A 16,692-nucleotide genomic window follows, 5' to 3' on the forward strand; every position below is an offset into this window, starting at 1 on the left:
TGCACTGCGGATCGTATGTGCTGGCCTCTGGTCGCGGTATCGGTTGTGGCCGAGCACATCTGGTCGTCTGCGTTGGCAGAAATAAGGTGCGGAGTGAGAATGCACCGCCTGCCGCCGACGTCTACGGCCCAGCCGGACCGGGCCCCTGCTGATCCCAGAGCGGATCTCGAATCGCGCGCGGCGGCCGATCCACGACCCGTAGCCGTAACCGGGCACGGTGGGCGGGGCAGCGGCATCGGCTCCAGCGGGCTCCGGTGTGAGCCAGCGCTGCTCGCCGCTGCGTTGAACCAAACACCGGGGATCACCGGGCGACGGCCGAAGTAGTCGGGGGCGGCTTCCCGCGCGTTGGCACACTGTTGGCACACTGGCAGTGCTCGGCGCTCAGCGTGGAGCGTGAAAACTGCTTCTGACCTGGCTCGAAAGAACCAGGCCAGCAAGTGTTTACTTATGTGAGAGGTAAGGAAGTATGGGAAGCACCGTTCTCGACATTGTCGCCCTGATCACCAACCGTGCGGCGGCCTTCTGGAATTGGCTGGCCACGGGTTCGGCGGGTTTTCCTCCGCTGTGATTTCGCGCTGATCGAGCACGCGGACCCCTGGCCTGACGGCCGGGGGTTCGTCCTTTTCCGGGGCCGTCCAGCCCGGTGGGCGCGCGGCTGAATCGCCTACAGCTCGCGCGGCTCGATCCAGAGCGCCTCGGAGACCGCGCACAGCTCGCCCGCCGCGGTCGACAGGGCGACGCCAACGGTGTACTTGCGACCGTCCTGTGCGATCGGCCAGGCGTGCGCGATGTGCGGCTCGCCCGCCCGGATCGGCCGCAGCAGGGTCGCGGTGAGGGCGGCGGTGACCGCGCCTCGGCGCATGCCGGAGAGCAGGAATGCGGCGTGGCCGCCTGGGCAGTCGAGCGCCGACCACACGTTTTCGATGGTGACGGCGCCGTCCGCCGCGCCGAGCGCCGGGTCCGGCACCCATGCGGCGGCGGCGAGATCACGGCCGGGCAGCACCCCGGGGAACAGGCGCAGCCCACGGCCCGGCTCGCACGCCGAGCCACAGCCGTAACAGTGGGTGACGGGACGTTCGCCCGACGCGAGGACGCTCGTCGTGAGAGCCTCGGCCTCGGACCAGCTCGGCGCGGGCGGAATATCGAGGGACAAAGTCGCGCTGCCGATCTCGGCGAGAACTTTGCCCTCCGCGTCGGTGAGCGCGGTGCCGTTCACGGCGGTGGAAGTCAGCGCCAGCGGTGTGCCGACCGGCACCTTGGCGCGGAAGTCGACGCGCGCGGTCGGCGCCGGGCAGCGGGTCGCGAGCACACCGGCGACGAAACCGCCGAAGGCGACGTCCGGATATCCGTGGATGTGTTCGGGAATGGTGATCTCGTCCACCTGAATCATCTACCCGCACCAACCCTCTCCCGGCCGCGGCCGTCCATCGGCACCGACGATACCGAGGGGCTCCGGCAGTGCCGACAGCGGCCGGGAGTCACCGGGGGAGCAGCTCGCCGCCGAGCTGGGTCAGCAACAGGCTCATCACCCCCACCTCTTGGCCTTGCGACTGGATCATCGCGCGGGCCGCCTCCTTAACCGGCCCTTCGGTCAGCTGCCGGTCCGCCGCCTGCGCCATCGCGATGCCGCCTTGGTGGTGGCGAATCATGAGTCGCAGGAACAGGATTTCCGCGTCGCGCCCGCGTGCCGCGGCGAGCGCGTCGAGTTCGGCCGTTGTGGCCATGCCGGGCATCGGCGCATCCGGTTCATGCGTTGAATGCCGGTGCGACGCAGCGACATCGGTCATCCACGACATCGGTCGCGGCGACAGCGGCGACGCTTCGGCGAGACGCAGCCAGCCGAGCATGGTGCCGATCTCGACGCGCTGGGTGTCGGCGAGTTGCTCGGCGACGCGGCGGACGGTCGGCGCCGACGCCGGATCGAGGCGCTGGCTCATGAACAGCGCTTGCTGGTGGTGCGCGGTCATGTCCTGCGCGAAGCCGATCTCGACGGCGTCGAGTATCGGTGCGGCCGTGTGCTTTTCGGGTAGCGCCAGCGGTCGCAGTGCGGCCCCGAGCGCCAGCAGGAGCAGCGCGACCGAGGCGAACGCCGCGATTCGAACCCCGCGCGGCATCGTCACGACTCCACCTCCCAGCGGCTCGGCTCCGTCGCCGTCGTTCACGAGCCGACGATCGAACGCTGGTCGGCGGGCGGGCTGTACACCGCCTCGTCGAGCCGCAACACCATGAACCCGTTGTCCGAGCACGCGACATACAGGTCGTTGCCGCGCCATTCGGGCGGGGAGAAGCACCAGTCGGTGGAGACGTCGCCGAAGGCGAGCCGTCCGGTGCGGGGTGTGAGGGCGTCGGCCGGGTTGAACTGGCCCTCCAGCACGGCGCGCGCGGCGGGCGGTGCGCTCATCAGCGGGACGCCGATGATCGAGGCCAAGGCGTGCGGGGAGTTCCACAGCTCGAGATTGCGTCCGGTGCGCGCGGGCGGGTTGAAGTAGGCGATCTCGCGCACCGCGAACGGATCGCGCACGTCGAAGACCCGGATTCCGGAGGAGATCCACCCGCAGGCCAGCGCCGTCGGATTCTCCTGGCGGTCGGCGGCGCAGTAGTGCGATTCGTAGGCGAACGCCGAACCGCCCATGGAGGAGCCGATATTGGCGTCGAGATGCTGCGGCAGGTTGATCTCGAGCTTCAGTTTGTTGGCGACCTTGGGTGCGGTGTCGTCGGAGACGTCGATGAGTTTCACACCGCCGGAACCGCCTTCGTCGACGGTGAACAGATAGGGCTTGCCGTCGTAGCTGACGGGGATGCTGTGCTGGGTCGCCCAGCCGTCGGTCCAGAACGTGCGGCCGATGTGGTGCACCTGCGGGTTCGGGTCGCGCCGCTGCACCGCGCTGATGTCGAGCACGGTGAAACCGCCCAGCGCGGACAGATACATGCGGTTGCCGTCGGGGCTGATGCCGAAGCCGTGCGCTTCGATGCCGGTCAAGCCCTGCCAGATGACGCGCGGGTTGGCCGGATCGGTGAGATCGACGGCGCTGACGAAGCCGGGCGCGATGCCGGAGGCCCAGTAGGTGCGTCCGTCGGGGGAGAAGCCGCCCTCGTGGGTCGTAATCGGCAGGGGCATCGCCAGATTGGTGCCGGGGCCGGGATTGAGCAGGCGCGGGTGCGCGCAATCGGAGATGTCGTAGACAGACAGATAACCGACGCCGATGCCGACCGGGACGCCGGTTCCCACCAGCAGTTTGCGCTCGGCATTGACCTTCAGGCTTTCCCAGGTGCCCGCCAGCATGGCGGGTTCGGTGAGCGTGACCGTCGGGCGCGGGTTGGCCGGATCCGAGACGTCGAGCACCTGGACGCCGCGGCCTTCGCTGATCAGATCACCGGGAAAGAACGAGCCCATGTAGGCGCAGTGTTCGAAGCTGGTGGAGGTGATACCCGCTCCGCGCCCGGCGAATTGGCCGACCATCGACATGTTGCACCGATAGCCCAGCGTGCTGCGTCCGCTGTCGCGATCGGCGGCGGGCACGTCGCCCTGGAGACCGGGTTCGGGCATCGAATCCGGTCCGCAATCCGCGCGCGGCACCGACTTTCGGCCGACATCGAGGAATTCCTGGACGGCTGTGGCGATGTCGGACTGCAGATCGGCCGAGGCGCTGCCGGGCACCGTCATCGCGGCGATGACCGCCGCGGTGACCAGCGCGAGCGGTCTGATTCGGCGCATGCGCACCAGAGAGTGCATCGTCGCAACCCCCTACTTCCTTGTTCGCGGTCGTGCCGCGCCATCTGGCTGGGACAGTGGCGCGATCTGACTGCATGGTAGTAACGGGCAGTAACTTCTGGAACCGGTTCGGGAGAAGTCCCAAATGTTCGGTTTGTGGCTCGCGTGTGGGTGTTGCGGGTTTATATGGCTGTTCCTTGGCTGAATCGGCGGACTGGGTCGCGCGGTGATCGCTCGGTTCTGTCGCTGGGCTGGTACGGGTTCCAGGTGCGGAATCGTGCTGAACGGAATCGTCGCGGTGGGCCTCGGACCCAGTCGGTGGGGATCTCGATTGCGGGCCCAGTGATCGCGTTCACTGGGACAGTTCCCGACGTTCAGGGGGCTATCGGTTTTGTCGCGGGAGAGGGAGTCGGAGGCTGCGTCTTTGTGGGTGGAGACAAGGTCTGCCGCGGAGTTTCAGTTCGAGACAGGACTTGTCGTCGCGTATCGGGGAGCCATCGGCCTGCAGGGGTTCGGGAGTGCCGACAGTGTGGCGAGGTCGCAGATGCCGCCGGTCAGCATCTGGAAGGGGGTGACGCCGAGGAGGACGATGATTCCGATGATGTCGCCGTGCTGGAGGAAGTCCACGGCCGAGCGGGCCGCCGCCGATCCGGAGTCGACGGCCGACGAGCCGGTTCCGGGTTGGGGGGCCGCGACCGGCGATGGGCTGGGTTCGGCTGTCGCGGCGGCTGCGGTGCCGACGAGGCTCGCCGCCGCGACCGAGGCGGCGGCAAGGCGAAGGGTAGTACGCATTATCGCGCTCCTTGAATAGGTGAGGGCACTCCCTGCTGGGAATGCGTTGTGGCACAAGGTGATAGACGAACAGTTCGGCGGACCCGCAGGAAACGGGCGCCGAAGGTCCCGCCATGGGATCGTGTGTCGTTCGATCACGGATTCGAGGCGATGTCATCGGCTAGCGACGACACCGCGGCAAGGATTTGAGCAACCAGTTCCGGCGGCACTCCCGCGGCGGTCAGTGCATCGGTGAGATGGCCTGCCACGAGGGCGAAATGATGCCGGGTGATGCCGCGGCCTTGGTGTACCTGTTTCATCGGGGGGCCGATGTAGGGATCGGGTCCGCCGAGGGTGGCGGCGAAGAACTCGACCTGTCGACCTTTCATGCGGGACATGTTGGTGCCGGCGAAGAATGGGCGCAGTTCCTCGTCGGCGAGGACGCGCGCGTAGAAGTCTTCGACGACTGTCTCCAGGGCTTGGCGGCCGCCGATCCGTTCGAAGATCGGCGCGGCCTCGCCCGGTAGTGACGGGGGCTCGAAAGAGAAAGCGGCAGACATCGTTTCAACACCCGACCGTGATTCAGCGCGGTGGCACGCTCATGTCGCGGTTCATCATCGGGAGTTCGATGCTGATCGGCATGCGCAGTTCGGCCAGATAGACCAGGACGGCTTTGCGGAGGAATTCGTCGAGGAGCCAGTAGGCGTCCGCCGCGGGCGGGACGGCGGTGAGCAGGCCCTCGCGCACGGCGATGAAAGGGCCCCAGCTGAATCGGAGCAGCGGGTCCCAGACCGGTTCCCTCGGGATGGAAAGCCCGTCGGCGATCTTGTCGCCGAGCAGGAAGCGGGTGAACGACCCGAGGACCGGCTTGCTCAGGATCGCGAAGTCGAGGTTGGCGCCAAGTCCCAAGAGTCGGTCGGCCAGCCTCGCGCCCTCGGGCGTCGCCGCGATGATGGGATCGAGGACCTGCGCCGCTTGGGAATTGGCTTCGGCCCACGAATTGGGGATGTATTCGTCGCGGACGCCGAGCATGTGCGCGGCCACCTGCCAGGAGTGCAGGAATGCCTCGGATTCGTGCGGCGGGATCGGCACTTTCCAGGCGGTCAGGTGCCTCATGACGGTCGTGGGCAGGCTGTGCCAGGTGACCATGATGTCGTTCTGGCTGATCGGAATGTCTTCCTCGGCGGAGTGCACCCAGTGCGGTGACTGCGGCAGCAGATGGCGCACCGCCGCGTGGACCAGCCGGGTTTTCACGCAGGTGACGACCATTTCCCCGTCGGGGCCGTAGGCATTGTTGCTGCCGATGTCGTACCCGAGTTTGGCGGTTTTGGAGATGCGGTCCTTGAGGTCTTGCCCGCCTTTGGAGTAGTAGACCGCCCGCGCCTCCTTGGGAATGACGGTGCTCATCATGCCGCTGGCGAAACCGTAGAGCACGCCGAGATAGAGTCCGCGCTTCTTGTTGAACTCGATCGCGGTACCCAGCTTGGCCCGATCGGTCCACTGCGGCAGCTGACGCGCGTACTCCATGAAATCGCGCAACTCCGAAGGCAAACCGTCCGGCAGGGGTTGGCCGTTCCTGGTCCAGGTCCGCAACAACTCGTTGACCCGGGGGACTTCGCCCCTGTCGATCAACCCGGCGACCAACTCGTCGGCCTCGGGATCCCACACCGTCATCGGGTCGGCGCCGGATCCGGATCCGGCCACCGAGCCCTGCGGTGACCAGGTCCACGGCTCCGCCCGCGCGGGCGAAACGATCGCCAGAGCGCCGAGCGCCCCGAGAATCCCGCTGGCCTTCAACGCATCACGTCTGTTGAGTCCATCCATGACGTCACTCCTCATTGAGTACGAGCAGACCCCGACCCTGCGGCGACAGACCATGCCTGTCGCCGCGCGGTCGAGGAATTGCTATTAACTTAGCAGCTCGTTGGAGGGCTGTCCGCGTTTTGCTCGATGTGAGGTTCCGGCGTTCTCCGCGACTTTGCGGTGGGTTGCGTCGTCGTGCTCGGTCGGCTGTTGCTCGATGGTCTGGCGCATCTTTCATGACTTGGCTGCGCCTCGCAGCGGCGCAAGGGTGTCGTGAGTCGACGAACTGGCGAGGGTGCGCCCTAGGGGACTCCATTGGATAATCTCTGGTAACTTAGTGTGCGGGCGCGCGCCGCTCGGGCAGAACCGCGGCGGTTGTCGTCAGACGGTGATGACGACTTTCGCGCGCGCGTGCTCGGTTTCCAGATAGTGGATGGCCGAGGCGGCCTCGCTCAGCGGGTAGGTCCGCTCGATCACCGGTGTGAGCTTCCCGGCTTCGGCCAGCTCGGCGAGCGCCGTCAGATTGGCGGCGCGCTGCTCTGCTTGGAGGACGTCCACCCAGCGGGCGAAGCGCGCCAACACCATGCCCTTCACCATGAGCGCCATCGGCCCGACGATCGAGCCGCCGCGGTACACGCCGCCGCCGGACAGGACGAGCTTCCCGGTGGGTGTCAGCACTCGCCGGGATTCGGTCAGCGAGCGGTTGCCGACGAGATCGAAGATCAGGTTGTATCGCGTTGTGCCGGTGGTGAAGTCGTCGCTCGTGTAGTCGACGACGCGGTCCGCGCCGAGCGCCAGCGTCTGCTCGACGTTTCTGGTGCTGCACACGCCGGTCACGTCCGCGCCGAAGGCTTTGGCGATCTGCACGGCGAATGTGCCGACGCCGCCGGAGGCGCCATTGATCAGAACTCGATGACCCGGCTGGACCTGCCCGAGATCCCGTAGTCCCATGAGTGCGGTGTTGCCCGCCAAGGGAATCGCGGCCGCCTGCTCGAATGTCAGGCGAGCGGGTTTGTGCGCCACGACGCCTTCCGGCGCGGCCAGGTACTCGGCGAAGGCGCCATCGGCCTCGCCGAACACCTCGTCGCCGGCCTTCAGTCGCGTCACGTTTCGCCCAACGGATTCGATCCGGCCCGCGAAATCGCGGCCGCGGATCTTTGCCCTCGGCCCACGCAGTCCCATCATCGGTCGGGCCAGATACGGATCTCCGCGCATCACATGCCAGTCCAGGGCGTTGACCGCGGCGGCGTGCACCCGGACGAGCACCTCGTCGTCGCCGGGCGCGGGTGGGTCGACGTCCCCGAACTCTAGGGCTTCCGGTGATCCGTACCGATCCTGAATGATCGCCTTCATCGGGTTCTCCATTCGCGCTACCCGTTATCGCCGAAACGGTAGTTCGGCGCAGCGGGAGCGGACATCGGGGAAACCCCTGAGACCAGCACTGATTCGAGCCTCGCCGCAAATGCTCGGCCCCGGGAGCAGGCCCTCGACCACCTGAACGGCAGCGAGCCGGAGCATGAGCAGTATGCGGTCCACCGAGGTCGGCCCACGTTCTCGGTGAACTGTCCGAGCACGTTCCCCGCCGGGGTGTAGCGGGCGACGATGAACTTGCTTGGTTGCGGAAGGATGGTGCCCGCCGCACAGACGGCGGCCGCCGCGCCGGGCGGGTTCCTCCGGGTAGACGAGCAGCCGTCATCCCCCTCGATTCGGGTGAATTGCCAGCGGCGAGTTGGGGAGGTCAGAGCTTGTCGAGTGCACCGGCGAGTCACGCCGGTGCACTGCGACGGCCGCGAATGCCGTGCGCTTACGGTAGGGACTATGCCGGTGGAAAGCGAAGACATCATCCGTTGCGCGGCGGCCGCGATCGTGGAGGGCAGGCGCCTCGACCTCGGTGCGCTGGCAAGCGAATTGCACATCTCGCGGGTGACGTTGTTTCGGCGGGCGGGCAACCGTGATCAGCTCCTGAGCGAGGCGCTGTGGTGGCTGAGCCGACGTAACCTGGACTACTCCATCCGTCGCTGGCAGCGTGCGAACGGCAACGTCGTGCGCAACAAAAGCGGAGCACTGCGCAGCATGTGGATCGTCACCGATCACGGCGTGCGGACCGGCCGTGACACCGGCTTCCAGAAGCTGTTGGAGGAGGAGCCGATCCCGGCGATCAGGGCATTGACCGATCCGGCGGGCGCGGTCCAACCCCGGATGATCGCCGCCATCCGGGACCTGCTGGACCGCGACGTCCGAGAGGGCGGCCTGCGACCTTCGGTGGATCTGGACACCCTCGCCTTCGCCGTGGTGCGACTCGGTGAATCCATCTTGTACGCCGACCGTTTGACGGGTCGGCAATCGAGCGTCGCCACGGCGTCGACGCTCGTCACCGCCTTGGTCGAAGGGGTGCTTCAGGCGGAGTGAGCGCGCGGAGCGTGCTTCTCGCCTCCTGAACGACGGGCAAGGTTCGCCGGCTTCATGGACGAACACGTCTATCCGGCGGAATCCGTCTACGAGGAACAGATGCACAAGGCCGGTGATCCGCACTTCCAGCCGCCGGTCATCGAAGAACTCAAAACCGAAGCGCGCCGCCGTGGATTGTGGAATCTGTTCCACCCGCACCCCGAATGAGGACCCGGGCTGACCAACCTCGAATACGCGCCGCTGGCCGAGATCATGGGCCGCAGCCTGCATCTCGCGTCGGAGGCGACCAACTGCGCGGCGCCGGACACCGGCAACATGGAGGTCCTCACTCTCTTCGGTACCGAAGCCCACAAGGAGAAGTACCTCCGGCCACTGCTGGACGGCACGATTCGCTCGGCCTTCGCGATGACCGAACCCGCGGTCGCCAGCTCGGACGCCACCAACATCGAGCTCAGCATGACCCGCGATGGCGACGACTACGTGCTGAACGGCCGAAAGTGGTTCGCCTCCAACGCCATGCACAAGAACTGCACGGTGCTGATCGTGATGGGCAAGACCGATCCGGACGCCCCGGCGCACCGCCAGCAGTCGATGATGGTCGTGCCGATCGACGCGCCGGGCATCACCGTCCTGCGCAGCCTGCCGGTCTTCGGCTACATGGATCGCGAGGGCCACGCCGAAATCGACTTCGACAACGTGCGAGTGCCCGCGGCCGACGTCCTCGCAGGCGAAGGGGAGGGGTTCGCGATCAGTCAGGCTCGGCTGGGGCCGGGCCGAATCCACCACTGCATGCGCGCGATCGGCGTCGCCGAGCGGGCACTGGAGCTGCTGTGCCGCCGCGCCGAATCCCGCACCACCTTCGGGTCGCCGCTCAGCGAGCGCGCCAACATCCAGGACTGGATCGCCGAGGCGCGCATCGAGATCGAACAAAGCCGGCTGCTCACCTTGAAGGCCGCGTGGATGATGGACACCGTCGGCAACAAGGCCGCGCGCACGGAGATCGCCGCCATCAAGGTGGCCGCGCCGGCAATGGCGCTGAAGGTTCTCGATCGAGCCATTCAGGTGCACGGCGGCGCCGGTGTCACCGACGATTTCCCGCTGGCCCGCGCGTGGGCCGACGTTCGAACCCTGCGCCTCGCGGACGGACCGGACGAGGTCCACAAGCGCGCCATCGCCCAGCAGGAACTGCGCAAATATCGTTGAACCGCACCGAGCTGAATTGCACTGCACGGCAATGCTTCTGAACAGATGAAAGGGATCCGATGATCGAGCGGAGCCCGGCGGCCGAGTGCCACGAGCCGGTCCTCGCCGAGCGGCGCGGTCCGGTCCTGGTACTCACGTTGAACCGACCCGAACGCCTCAACGCCTGGACCGACGAACTCGAGCGGCGATACTTCGAGCTCCTGGACGAGGCCGAGGCCGACCCCGACGTGCGGGCCATCGTCGTCACCGGCGCCGGGCGCGGCTTCTGTGCCGGAGCCGACATGGACGACCGGCACGAGGCAAGCACCGCCGACGATCTGCGGCCGGTGCAACGGCCGCGGCCCCGCGCCTTCCCGCTGACGGTGCGCAAACCGATGATCGCCGCCATCAACGGCGCCGCGGCCGGACTCGGTCTGGTCGAGGCGCTGTACTGCGACCTCAGGTTCAGCACGCCCGAGGCGAAGCTCACCACAGCGTTCGTCCGGCGCGGGTTGATCGCCGAATACGGCATCGCGTGGTTGCTACCACGGCTCATCGGTCCGAGCCGTGCCCTCGACCTCCTGCTCTCGGGACGCGTGATCACCGGCGAAGAAGCGCACCGGCTCGGTCTGATCGATCGTGTCGTCGATTCGGCGAACCTGCTGACGGTGGCGATCGACTATGCCACCGAACTGGCGCAGTTCAGTTCGCCCACCTCGATGAGCGTCATCAAGGAGCAGGTGTACCAGGGGCTGGACATCGACTTCGACACCGCCGTCCGCGTCGCCGACCGGCTGATGGTCGAATCCTTCCGCCACCCCGACGCGGCCGAAGGGGTGCGCAGCTACCTGGAGAAGCGCGTTCCGGCCTTCCAGGCATTGGACGTCAAGTGATTCGCCGACGAGTTCAGAGGAGCTTGCCCGGGATCGCGGCGACCAGGCCGCCGTCGATGATCAGATCCTGGCCGTTGACGTAGGACGCCTCCGCGGAGGCGAGGAACGCGACGGCGTCGGCGACGTCCTCGGCGGTGCCGATCCGTCCGGCGACCACCTCGCCGACGACGGCGGTCCGCGCCTCCGCCGACACTTCGGCGTGGAACATCGGGGTCTCGATGTAGCCGGGGCTCACCGAGTTGACGCGGATGCGCCGCGGGCCGAGTTCCGCGGCGAGGGTGTGCGCGAGGTTGTGGACCGCCGCCTTGGTCGCCGCGTAGAGCGAGGCGCCCGGCATGCCGCGGTGCAGGGTCCACGAGGCGTTGACGACGATCGCCGCGCCGTCGGGCAGCAGCGGCAGCGTCTTCTGCAGCGTGAAGAACACGCCCTTGAAGTTGATGTCGACCACGCGGTCGAACTCGGCCTCGGTGACGTCGGCGTGCGGCTGGAAGGAGGCGACACCGGCATTGGCGAAGACCACGTCGAGGCGGCCGAAGCGTTCCCGGATCGCGTCGGTCAGCGCGTCGAGATCGGTGAGGCTGGACGCGTCACCGGGCATCGCGAGGAGGCGGTCGCCGCCGCCGAGTTCCTGGACCGCGGCATCGAGCCGGGCCTTGTCCCGGCCGGTGATCACCACGGCGGCGCCCTCGGCGAGCAGTCGGCGCGCGGTCGCCAGACCCATCCCGCTGGATCCGCCGGTGACGAGCGCGATCTTGTCCTGGAATCGGAAGGTGCCGGAAGTGTTGTGCGTCATGGCATTCAGCCTGCCGAGCCAGGCGCGTGGCAAACAGTGTGTGATCAACGTGGGTCTGGCAACACCACCCTGATCAGACCGACGCGGCCACCGGGGCACGCAAGAGCTGGGCGATCCGCTCCTCGGTCGCGGTCCCCGGCCGCGGGTGGTACAGCTCCAGGTGCAGATCGGGGCGGTCGGCGACCACCAAGGTCGTCACATCGAAGAACAGCTCGCCCGCCTCCGGATGGCGCACGGCCTTTACGCCCTGCCCGGGGACGCCGACGTCGTGGCGGGTCCACAACTCGGCGAATTCGCTACTGGCCGAAATGAGTTCGTCGATGACGCGGCGGAACTCCGGATCGTCCGGGGCTTGGTCGGCATCGGCGCGAAAGGCGGCGACGACCGCGGGCGCGATGGACGCCCACGGGTCGTGCATGCCGCGGTAGCGGGCGTTGGTGAAGAACGAGACGATGCAGTTGCGGTCGGCGTCGTCGTAACCGAAGACGGCGCGCGTCGCCTCGTTGATCGCGAGCAGGTTCCAATAACGGTCGCGCAGGATCGCCGGACGCGGTGCCCACGCGTCGACCACCTGCCGAAGCTGTGGCGAGACTTCGCTGTCGCGCGCCGCGCCCGTGCGGGGCGGATTGAGACCGGCGAGCACATAGAGGTGCGCGCGTTCGGGCTCGGTCAGGCGTAGCGCGCGGCCGACCGCGTCGAGTACCTCCGCCGACACCTTGATGTCGCGTCCCTGCTCGAGCCACGTGTACCAGGAGACGCCGACCCCGGCAAGCAGCGCGACCTCCTCCCTGCGCAGCCCCGGCGTGCGCCGCTTGCCCGCGGCGATCAGGCCGACGTCACCGGGGGTGAGTCGGGCGCGGCGGGTGCGCAGGAAATCGCGGAGCTGCTCGCGGCGCAGGGTCGCCGCCACGGGGGATTCGCTGGGCATAGTCCACGCTAACAATTCGGCGTGTGGCTCCGGTGTGTCGTCCCGGCGGATCGTGATGCTGTGCTGTCGGGTGGTGCCGAGCGTCGCGTTGTGCGCTGAGCCGTCGCGCTCCTACCTGGCGGCGTGTTCCGGACGGGGACGACTTGCGGGTGATCGAACGCACCATCTGCGGGACTGAAACCGATGCTGAAAGCGCTTCGTGCCGAACAGGATTCGTTGCGTGGCGCGCAAGCTCTCGCTGTGTTGGCCGATATCGGGTGCACGCCGGGTGAATTGCGTAGGGCGTGGGACACGAAGGGTTCGTGGTGGTGGCACGGGGCCGCCGCGCGGCTGATCGAGAGTCGTCGTCAAATTTGCGCGGGTGTGTGCCGCGAAATGGGTCGACCAGAACGGCAAGGCGCGGCGGTTCGACACATCCTCGGTCGAGATCGTGTGGCGGGACCTATAGCCACGACGAACGCCCCGTAGTGCCGCTGACCACGCTGTTCGAACCCGTCATCGAGGCCGCGCGACTCACCGCAGGCCGAAGCGCGTGAGCAAACTGGTTGCGACCAGACCGAATATCGATCGTCCCCCACGCCGGGCAGGTGCGTCCTTCGCGGATGCGAACCAGATTTGAAAGTTCGCTGGGTTGATCGGAATCGAGATGTGCTCGTGGGTGATGGCCCAGGTGTCATTCGATCGTCGCAAGCAGACCGTTTCTCGTACCCATATCGGCAGATCGATCCCGCCTCGACGCTTTCCCGAGTCCAGATGAAGCATATTGGCGAACGCTACGTCGTCAGCTGCGACGACAGTCAGGTCGTGCGTTTCCAAGCCGATGGGACCGACGTAGCCGTCGAACCATCGCACGAAATTGCGGCGCACCTCATCGGCCCCGGTGAACCGGAGCGGTGCGACGGCGTCGTAGTAGACGATGTCAGGCGAATAGAACGACATGAGGCCGTCGATGTCCTTCGACCGTTGCGCCTCCGCACGGTCCTCCAGAAACGCCCTGATCTGGGATTCAATCGAGGTCATGTTGTCTCCGTTCGACTTTCTGGGCCGCGATCCGCTACCCGGCGGCGCACTCTGCGCTTCGAGAACTCCGACGACGCAGCAACAGCAAATGTGAGGTGCATGCGACATCGCCTGCGAATCTGGTTGTTGTCCTGGCCAGCCTTCGACGACACCCGTCAAGCGTGCCGTCAGGATTCACCGACCAGCGATGTGTTCGAAGAAGCTCTGTGGTCAGAGACCAGTAGCGGTCAATCCCGCGCGGACCGTCGGCAGCGGTTCCAACACTGCCTAACCGATCCATCCGGATTCGTGCTCTCGCCGCGCCCCGAATGGTTGCGTCCAATAGCGTGGTGTAGCAGCTCGACCAGCCGGGACAGGCCCGGCGTGTCGTAGCCGGGAAGTGGGCGGTCACCGCGTGATCCTCAAGTACCTACCAAAGTTCTTGAAGGAAGAAAGTTCTCACGCGATGACCTCTGTCCAGCCTATCGACCCGAGCAAGCTGCTGTCGGACCACTCGCTGGCGCGAGCCCCGACCTGCTACGCAACATGTTGTCCACGTTCGTCCAGACGATCATGAGCGCCGAGGCCGACGCACTGTGCGACGCCGGTTACGGCGAACGCTCTGTTGAGCGGGTCAACCATCGCAACGGCTACCGCCACCGCGACTTCGACACCCGCGTCGGCACCATCGACCTGGCCATCCCGAAGCTGCGCCAAGGCAGCTACTTCCCGGACTGGCTGCTCGAGCACCGCAAACGCGCCGAACGCGCCCTCACTTCGGTGGTGGCGACCTGCTACCTGCTGGGAGTATCGACCCGCCGGATGGGGAAACTCGTCGAGTCGTTGGGCGTGACGAAGCTGTCCAAGTCGCAGGTATCGATCATGGCCGCCGAACTCGACGCCCAGGCCACTTTCACCCGTTTGCCGCGTTTGACTCGCGAGGACAGGCGGTCGGATTCATAGGCTGCCGCGTTGAGCTGGTCACGAAAAGCTTTGCGGCCGTTTGCTGTTTCGAGGTCGTATTCGCCCTCGCTGTCCAGCACGACCAGGCCCCGTTCGACGGCCAGGATCAACCGCTCGCCCTCGATCGGGCGACGGGAGAACCGGGCAATGTCGAACACCACCACCCCGCCGGTCTCCCCGGACTCGAGGCGCGTCATCAACGAATCCCACTTCGGCCGCCGCACAATGGGATTCCACGCCGACCGCCCGTCATCGACATGCACTCGCCCGACGGTCGCGCCCAGATCCTGCACCCGCACCGTGCAGTCGTCCACCTGCCCACCCGTGGACCGCTGCCGCTCATCACCCACCCGCGACACGCGCGCGTAGATGTCCAACATCAGATCGCTACCGGCCGTGAACTGCGGTTTTACCATGAAATTCACTCCCCAACGGGTAAGGGGCTACTAATCACATGCTAGCCCCGGCGAGCGGGGCCGACTCTGCAATCCCAAGGCCTGGAGCAGCCCGCGCGACAGGCGGCATGTGCGGATATCCGGATCAGCGACGGCTGTCAACACACCTGTCAGTGGGTTACTCGCGGCGAGATACCTTGCCCCGAATCCGCGAGTCGCTCGTTCCGCCGAAATCTTCATACATGTAGGTCGCCGAAACCACCCGGCTACTGTCGGCCTCACACTTCGGATCGCGCAGGCGCGTAAACGCGGACCCGTTGCCGGTACCAGGCTGATACAGCAGCAATTCGGTTGCCGGCGGACCCGACCGAAATGGTATCTCGTCTCGGAACGAAATCGCGGTCGGCGGGGTGGTTTCGACGCTGCCCGTGCCGTTACGCAAGGTGACCAGGACCCCGAACATGTTGTCCGGCACATCCTTCGGCGGATACCACTGTGTCGCGTCGCCCGTATAGACGGTCGTCTGTCCCTCGTCCGTCCAGTCCGACACTTTCCTGCCGCAATGGGGGTTGGTGACGAGCCCAGCCAGGACACCGGACGGGGTGCCGCTGCCCGCGATCAGCGGCGGAATCGTGACCACCGCACTGACGAGAATGGCAACTGCCAGCACTGCTCCGCCTCGCATCGAGGCGGCACGCGTCCGACCGGATCGGTTGCTATACAGGTGCACGAAGGCTGCCGTGAACGCTGCGGCAACTGCGACGCACGCCGCGGCGACGCTCGTGTCTAGGCGTCCGGGTAGCTCCGGATTGTAGTCGGACAAGTACAGCTCGGTTCCCACCCACTGAGCGAAAAAACTGGCGATCATTCCACCCGCGATGGTGCCGCCAGGCGCGAACCGGTATGGCAGCAGCCCGAAAATGCCAGTGACGACCAGCACCGGGCTGATCACAAACAGGAACGGCCAATAGACCGTGAAGTTGGCGGCGAAGCGGCCACCCGCTTCGAGATCTGCTTCCGGCCCCGAGAACAGTCCGAGCCCGATCGCCAGCCACGCCGCGGCCAGCGCGCCTACGGCAATGACCTGCAATATGTAGGCGAGACGGTTCAAGCGATTCGACGATGTATCACGAGCAAACACGCGGTCACTATATCGACCAGTTATGTCCGATCAGGTGACCAAGTGTGGAGAAATCATGCGGGCCCGGTAGGGACTCCGAAGTCGCGGAGCCCCAACCTGTTCAGAGGACATCGTGAGTACAGCAGGATCGGCGGCAATTCAGATACGCCCAGCGCTGGCCAATAGCCTCGCCAATGGTGTTCGCCCCATGTCACGGGCGGCACAGCCAAGGCAGGTCGTTCGGGCCGCAGGGCTCGCCGCCCATGCTTGCAGCCCTTTGAACATTCTCAACTTCGCGGCGCAGAGTCGCCGCCGCGGGGGATTCGCTGGGCATAGTCCACGCTAACAATTCGGCGTGCGGCTCCAGTGTGTGTCGTCCCGGCGAATCGCGATGCCGTGCTGCCGGGTCGGTGCAAAGCGTCGCGTTGTGCTGAGCCGTCGCGCTTCTACCTGGCGGCGTGTTCCGGACGAGGACGACTTGCGGATGATCGAACGCACCATCCGCGGGACTGAAACTGATGCTGAAAGTGCTTCGTGCCGAACAGGATTCGTTGGGTGGTGCGCAGGCCCTCGCTGTGCTGGCCGATATCGGGTCCACGCCGGGTGCATTGCGTAGGGCGTGGGATACGAAGGGTTCGCGGTGGCGGCACGAGAGGCCCGGTGGTGTGCCGTTGGTAGGCGGGCCCTGGGGGTGAATGGGTCCGCCCAGATTGGAGTCCTGTTT

14 protein-coding genes and 2 pseudogenes are annotated in these 16,692 nt (G+C 66.5%); 4 read left to right on the forward strand and 12 right to left on the reverse strand.

Going from position 1 to position 16,692, the window contains the following annotated elements; all coding sequences use genetic code 11:
• Positions 1–664: 664 nt before the first annotated feature.
• From CRP45_RS01740 to CRP45_RS01770, 7 genes are all read right to left on the reverse strand, one after another.
• Positions 665–1,390, reverse strand: a complete 726-nt coding sequence (locus CRP45_RS01740; RefSeq protein ID WP_097243500.1) for a PaaI family thioesterase — start codon at positions 1,388–1,390, stop codon at positions 665–667.
• 88 nt (positions 1,391–1,478) lie between these two features.
• Positions 1,479–2,114 carry a DUF305 domain-containing protein gene (locus CRP45_RS01745; RefSeq protein ID WP_179830799.1) on the reverse strand — a complete coding sequence of 212 codons (636 nt, stop codon included), beginning with the start codon at positions 2,112–2,114 and terminating at the stop codon, positions 1,479–1,481.
• A gap of 44 nt (positions 2,115–2,158) precedes the next feature.
• Positions 2,159–3,733, reverse strand: coding sequence for an LVIVD repeat-containing protein (locus CRP45_RS01750; RefSeq protein ID WP_097243501.1), 1,575 nt, complete (start codon positions 3,731–3,733; stop codon positions 2,159–2,161).
• A gap of 435 nt (positions 3,734–4,168) precedes the next feature.
• Complete coding sequence (locus CRP45_RS32875) at positions 4,169–4,504, reverse strand: hypothetical protein (RefSeq protein WP_101750175.1); 336 nt, start codon at positions 4,502–4,504, stop codon at positions 4,169–4,171.
• Positions 4,505–4,638: 134 nt separating this feature from the next.
• On the reverse strand, positions 4,639–5,043 hold the full coding sequence (locus CRP45_RS01760; RefSeq protein ID WP_097243503.1) for a group I truncated hemoglobin: 405 nt from the start codon (positions 5,041–5,043) through the stop codon (positions 4,639–4,641).
• Positions 5,044–5,065: 22 nt separating this feature from the next.
• A complete protein-coding gene (locus CRP45_RS01765; RefSeq protein ID WP_097243504.1) occupies positions 5,066–6,307 on the reverse strand; it encodes an oxygenase MpaB family protein in 1,242 nt (413 codons plus the stop codon).
• A gap of 360 nt (positions 6,308–6,667) precedes the next feature.
• Positions 6,668–7,639: an NAD(P)-dependent alcohol dehydrogenase gene (locus CRP45_RS01770; protein ID WP_097244497.1), complete on the reverse strand. Its 972-nt coding sequence runs from the start codon at positions 7,637–7,639 to the stop codon at positions 6,668–6,670.
• A 465-nt stretch (positions 7,640–8,104) separates the two neighbouring features.
• Here CRP45_RS01770 and CRP45_RS01775 point away from each other — a divergent pair, with 465 nt between their 5' ends.
• The 3 genes and pseudogenes from CRP45_RS01775 to CRP45_RS01785 all read left to right on the forward strand — a co-directional run bounded on the left by CRP45_RS01775 (position 8,105) and on the right by CRP45_RS01785 (position 10,770).
• The gene (locus CRP45_RS01775) at positions 8,105–8,695 is read left to right on the forward strand and encodes a QsdR family transcriptional regulator (protein ID WP_097243505.1); all 591 of its coding nucleotides are present in this window, start codon (positions 8,105–8,107) and stop codon (positions 8,693–8,695) included.
• Between the two features lie 54 nt (positions 8,696–8,749).
• Positions 8,750–9,898 (forward strand): annotated as a pseudogene (locus CRP45_RS01780) (acyl-CoA dehydrogenase family protein).
• Positions 9,899–9,957: 59 nt separating this feature from the next.
• Positions 9,958–10,770, forward strand: coding sequence for an enoyl-CoA hydratase-related protein (locus CRP45_RS01785; RefSeq protein ID WP_097243506.1), 813 nt, complete (start codon positions 9,958–9,960; stop codon positions 10,768–10,770).
• A gap of 13 nt (positions 10,771–10,783) precedes the next feature.
• On the opposite strand, the gene CRP45_RS01790 is transcribed toward CRP45_RS01785, so the two are convergent.
• From CRP45_RS01790 to CRP45_RS01800, 3 genes are all read right to left on the reverse strand, one after another.
• Entirely contained in the window at positions 10,784–11,563 is a 780-nt protein-coding gene (locus CRP45_RS01790; RefSeq protein WP_097243507.1) for a glucose 1-dehydrogenase, read from the reverse strand.
• Positions 11,564–11,636: 73 nt separating this feature from the next.
• Positions 11,637–12,491, reverse strand: a complete 855-nt coding sequence (locus tag CRP45_RS01795; protein WP_097243508.1) for a helix-turn-helix transcriptional regulator — start codon at positions 12,489–12,491, stop codon at positions 11,637–11,639.
• A 513-nt stretch (positions 12,492–13,004) separates the two neighbouring features.
• A complete protein-coding gene (locus CRP45_RS01800) occupies positions 13,005–13,511 on the reverse strand; it encodes a YybH family protein (RefSeq protein ID WP_097243509.1) in 507 nt (168 codons plus the stop codon).
• 445 nt (positions 13,512–13,956) lie between these two features.
• Between CRP45_RS01800 and CRP45_RS01805 the strand changes: the two are divergent.
• Positions 13,957–14,390, forward strand: a pseudogene (locus CRP45_RS01805) (transposase); the annotation flags it as partial.
• Here CRP45_RS01805 and CRP45_RS35190 read toward each other — a convergent pair.
• Both CRP45_RS35190 and CRP45_RS01815 read right to left on the reverse strand, forming a co-directional pair.
• Positions 14,285–14,869: a recombinase family protein gene (locus tag CRP45_RS35190; RefSeq protein WP_143861303.1), complete on the reverse strand. Its 585-nt coding sequence runs from the start codon at positions 14,867–14,869 to the stop codon at positions 14,285–14,287. The pseudogene CRP45_RS01805 and the gene CRP45_RS35190 sit on opposite strands and share 106 nt — an antisense overlap.
• 157 nt (positions 14,870–15,026) lie before the next feature.
• Entirely contained in the window at positions 15,027–15,989 is a 963-nt protein-coding gene (locus CRP45_RS01815) for a hypothetical protein (RefSeq protein ID WP_143861304.1), read from the reverse strand.
• Between the last annotated feature and the right edge of the window lie 703 nt (positions 15,990–16,692).

It is taken from the genome of Nocardia amikacinitolerans (genome assembly GCF_900215415.1).
Taxonomy (GTDB): Bacteria; Actinomycetota; Actinomycetes; order Mycobacteriales; family Mycobacteriaceae; genus Nocardia; species Nocardia amikacinitolerans.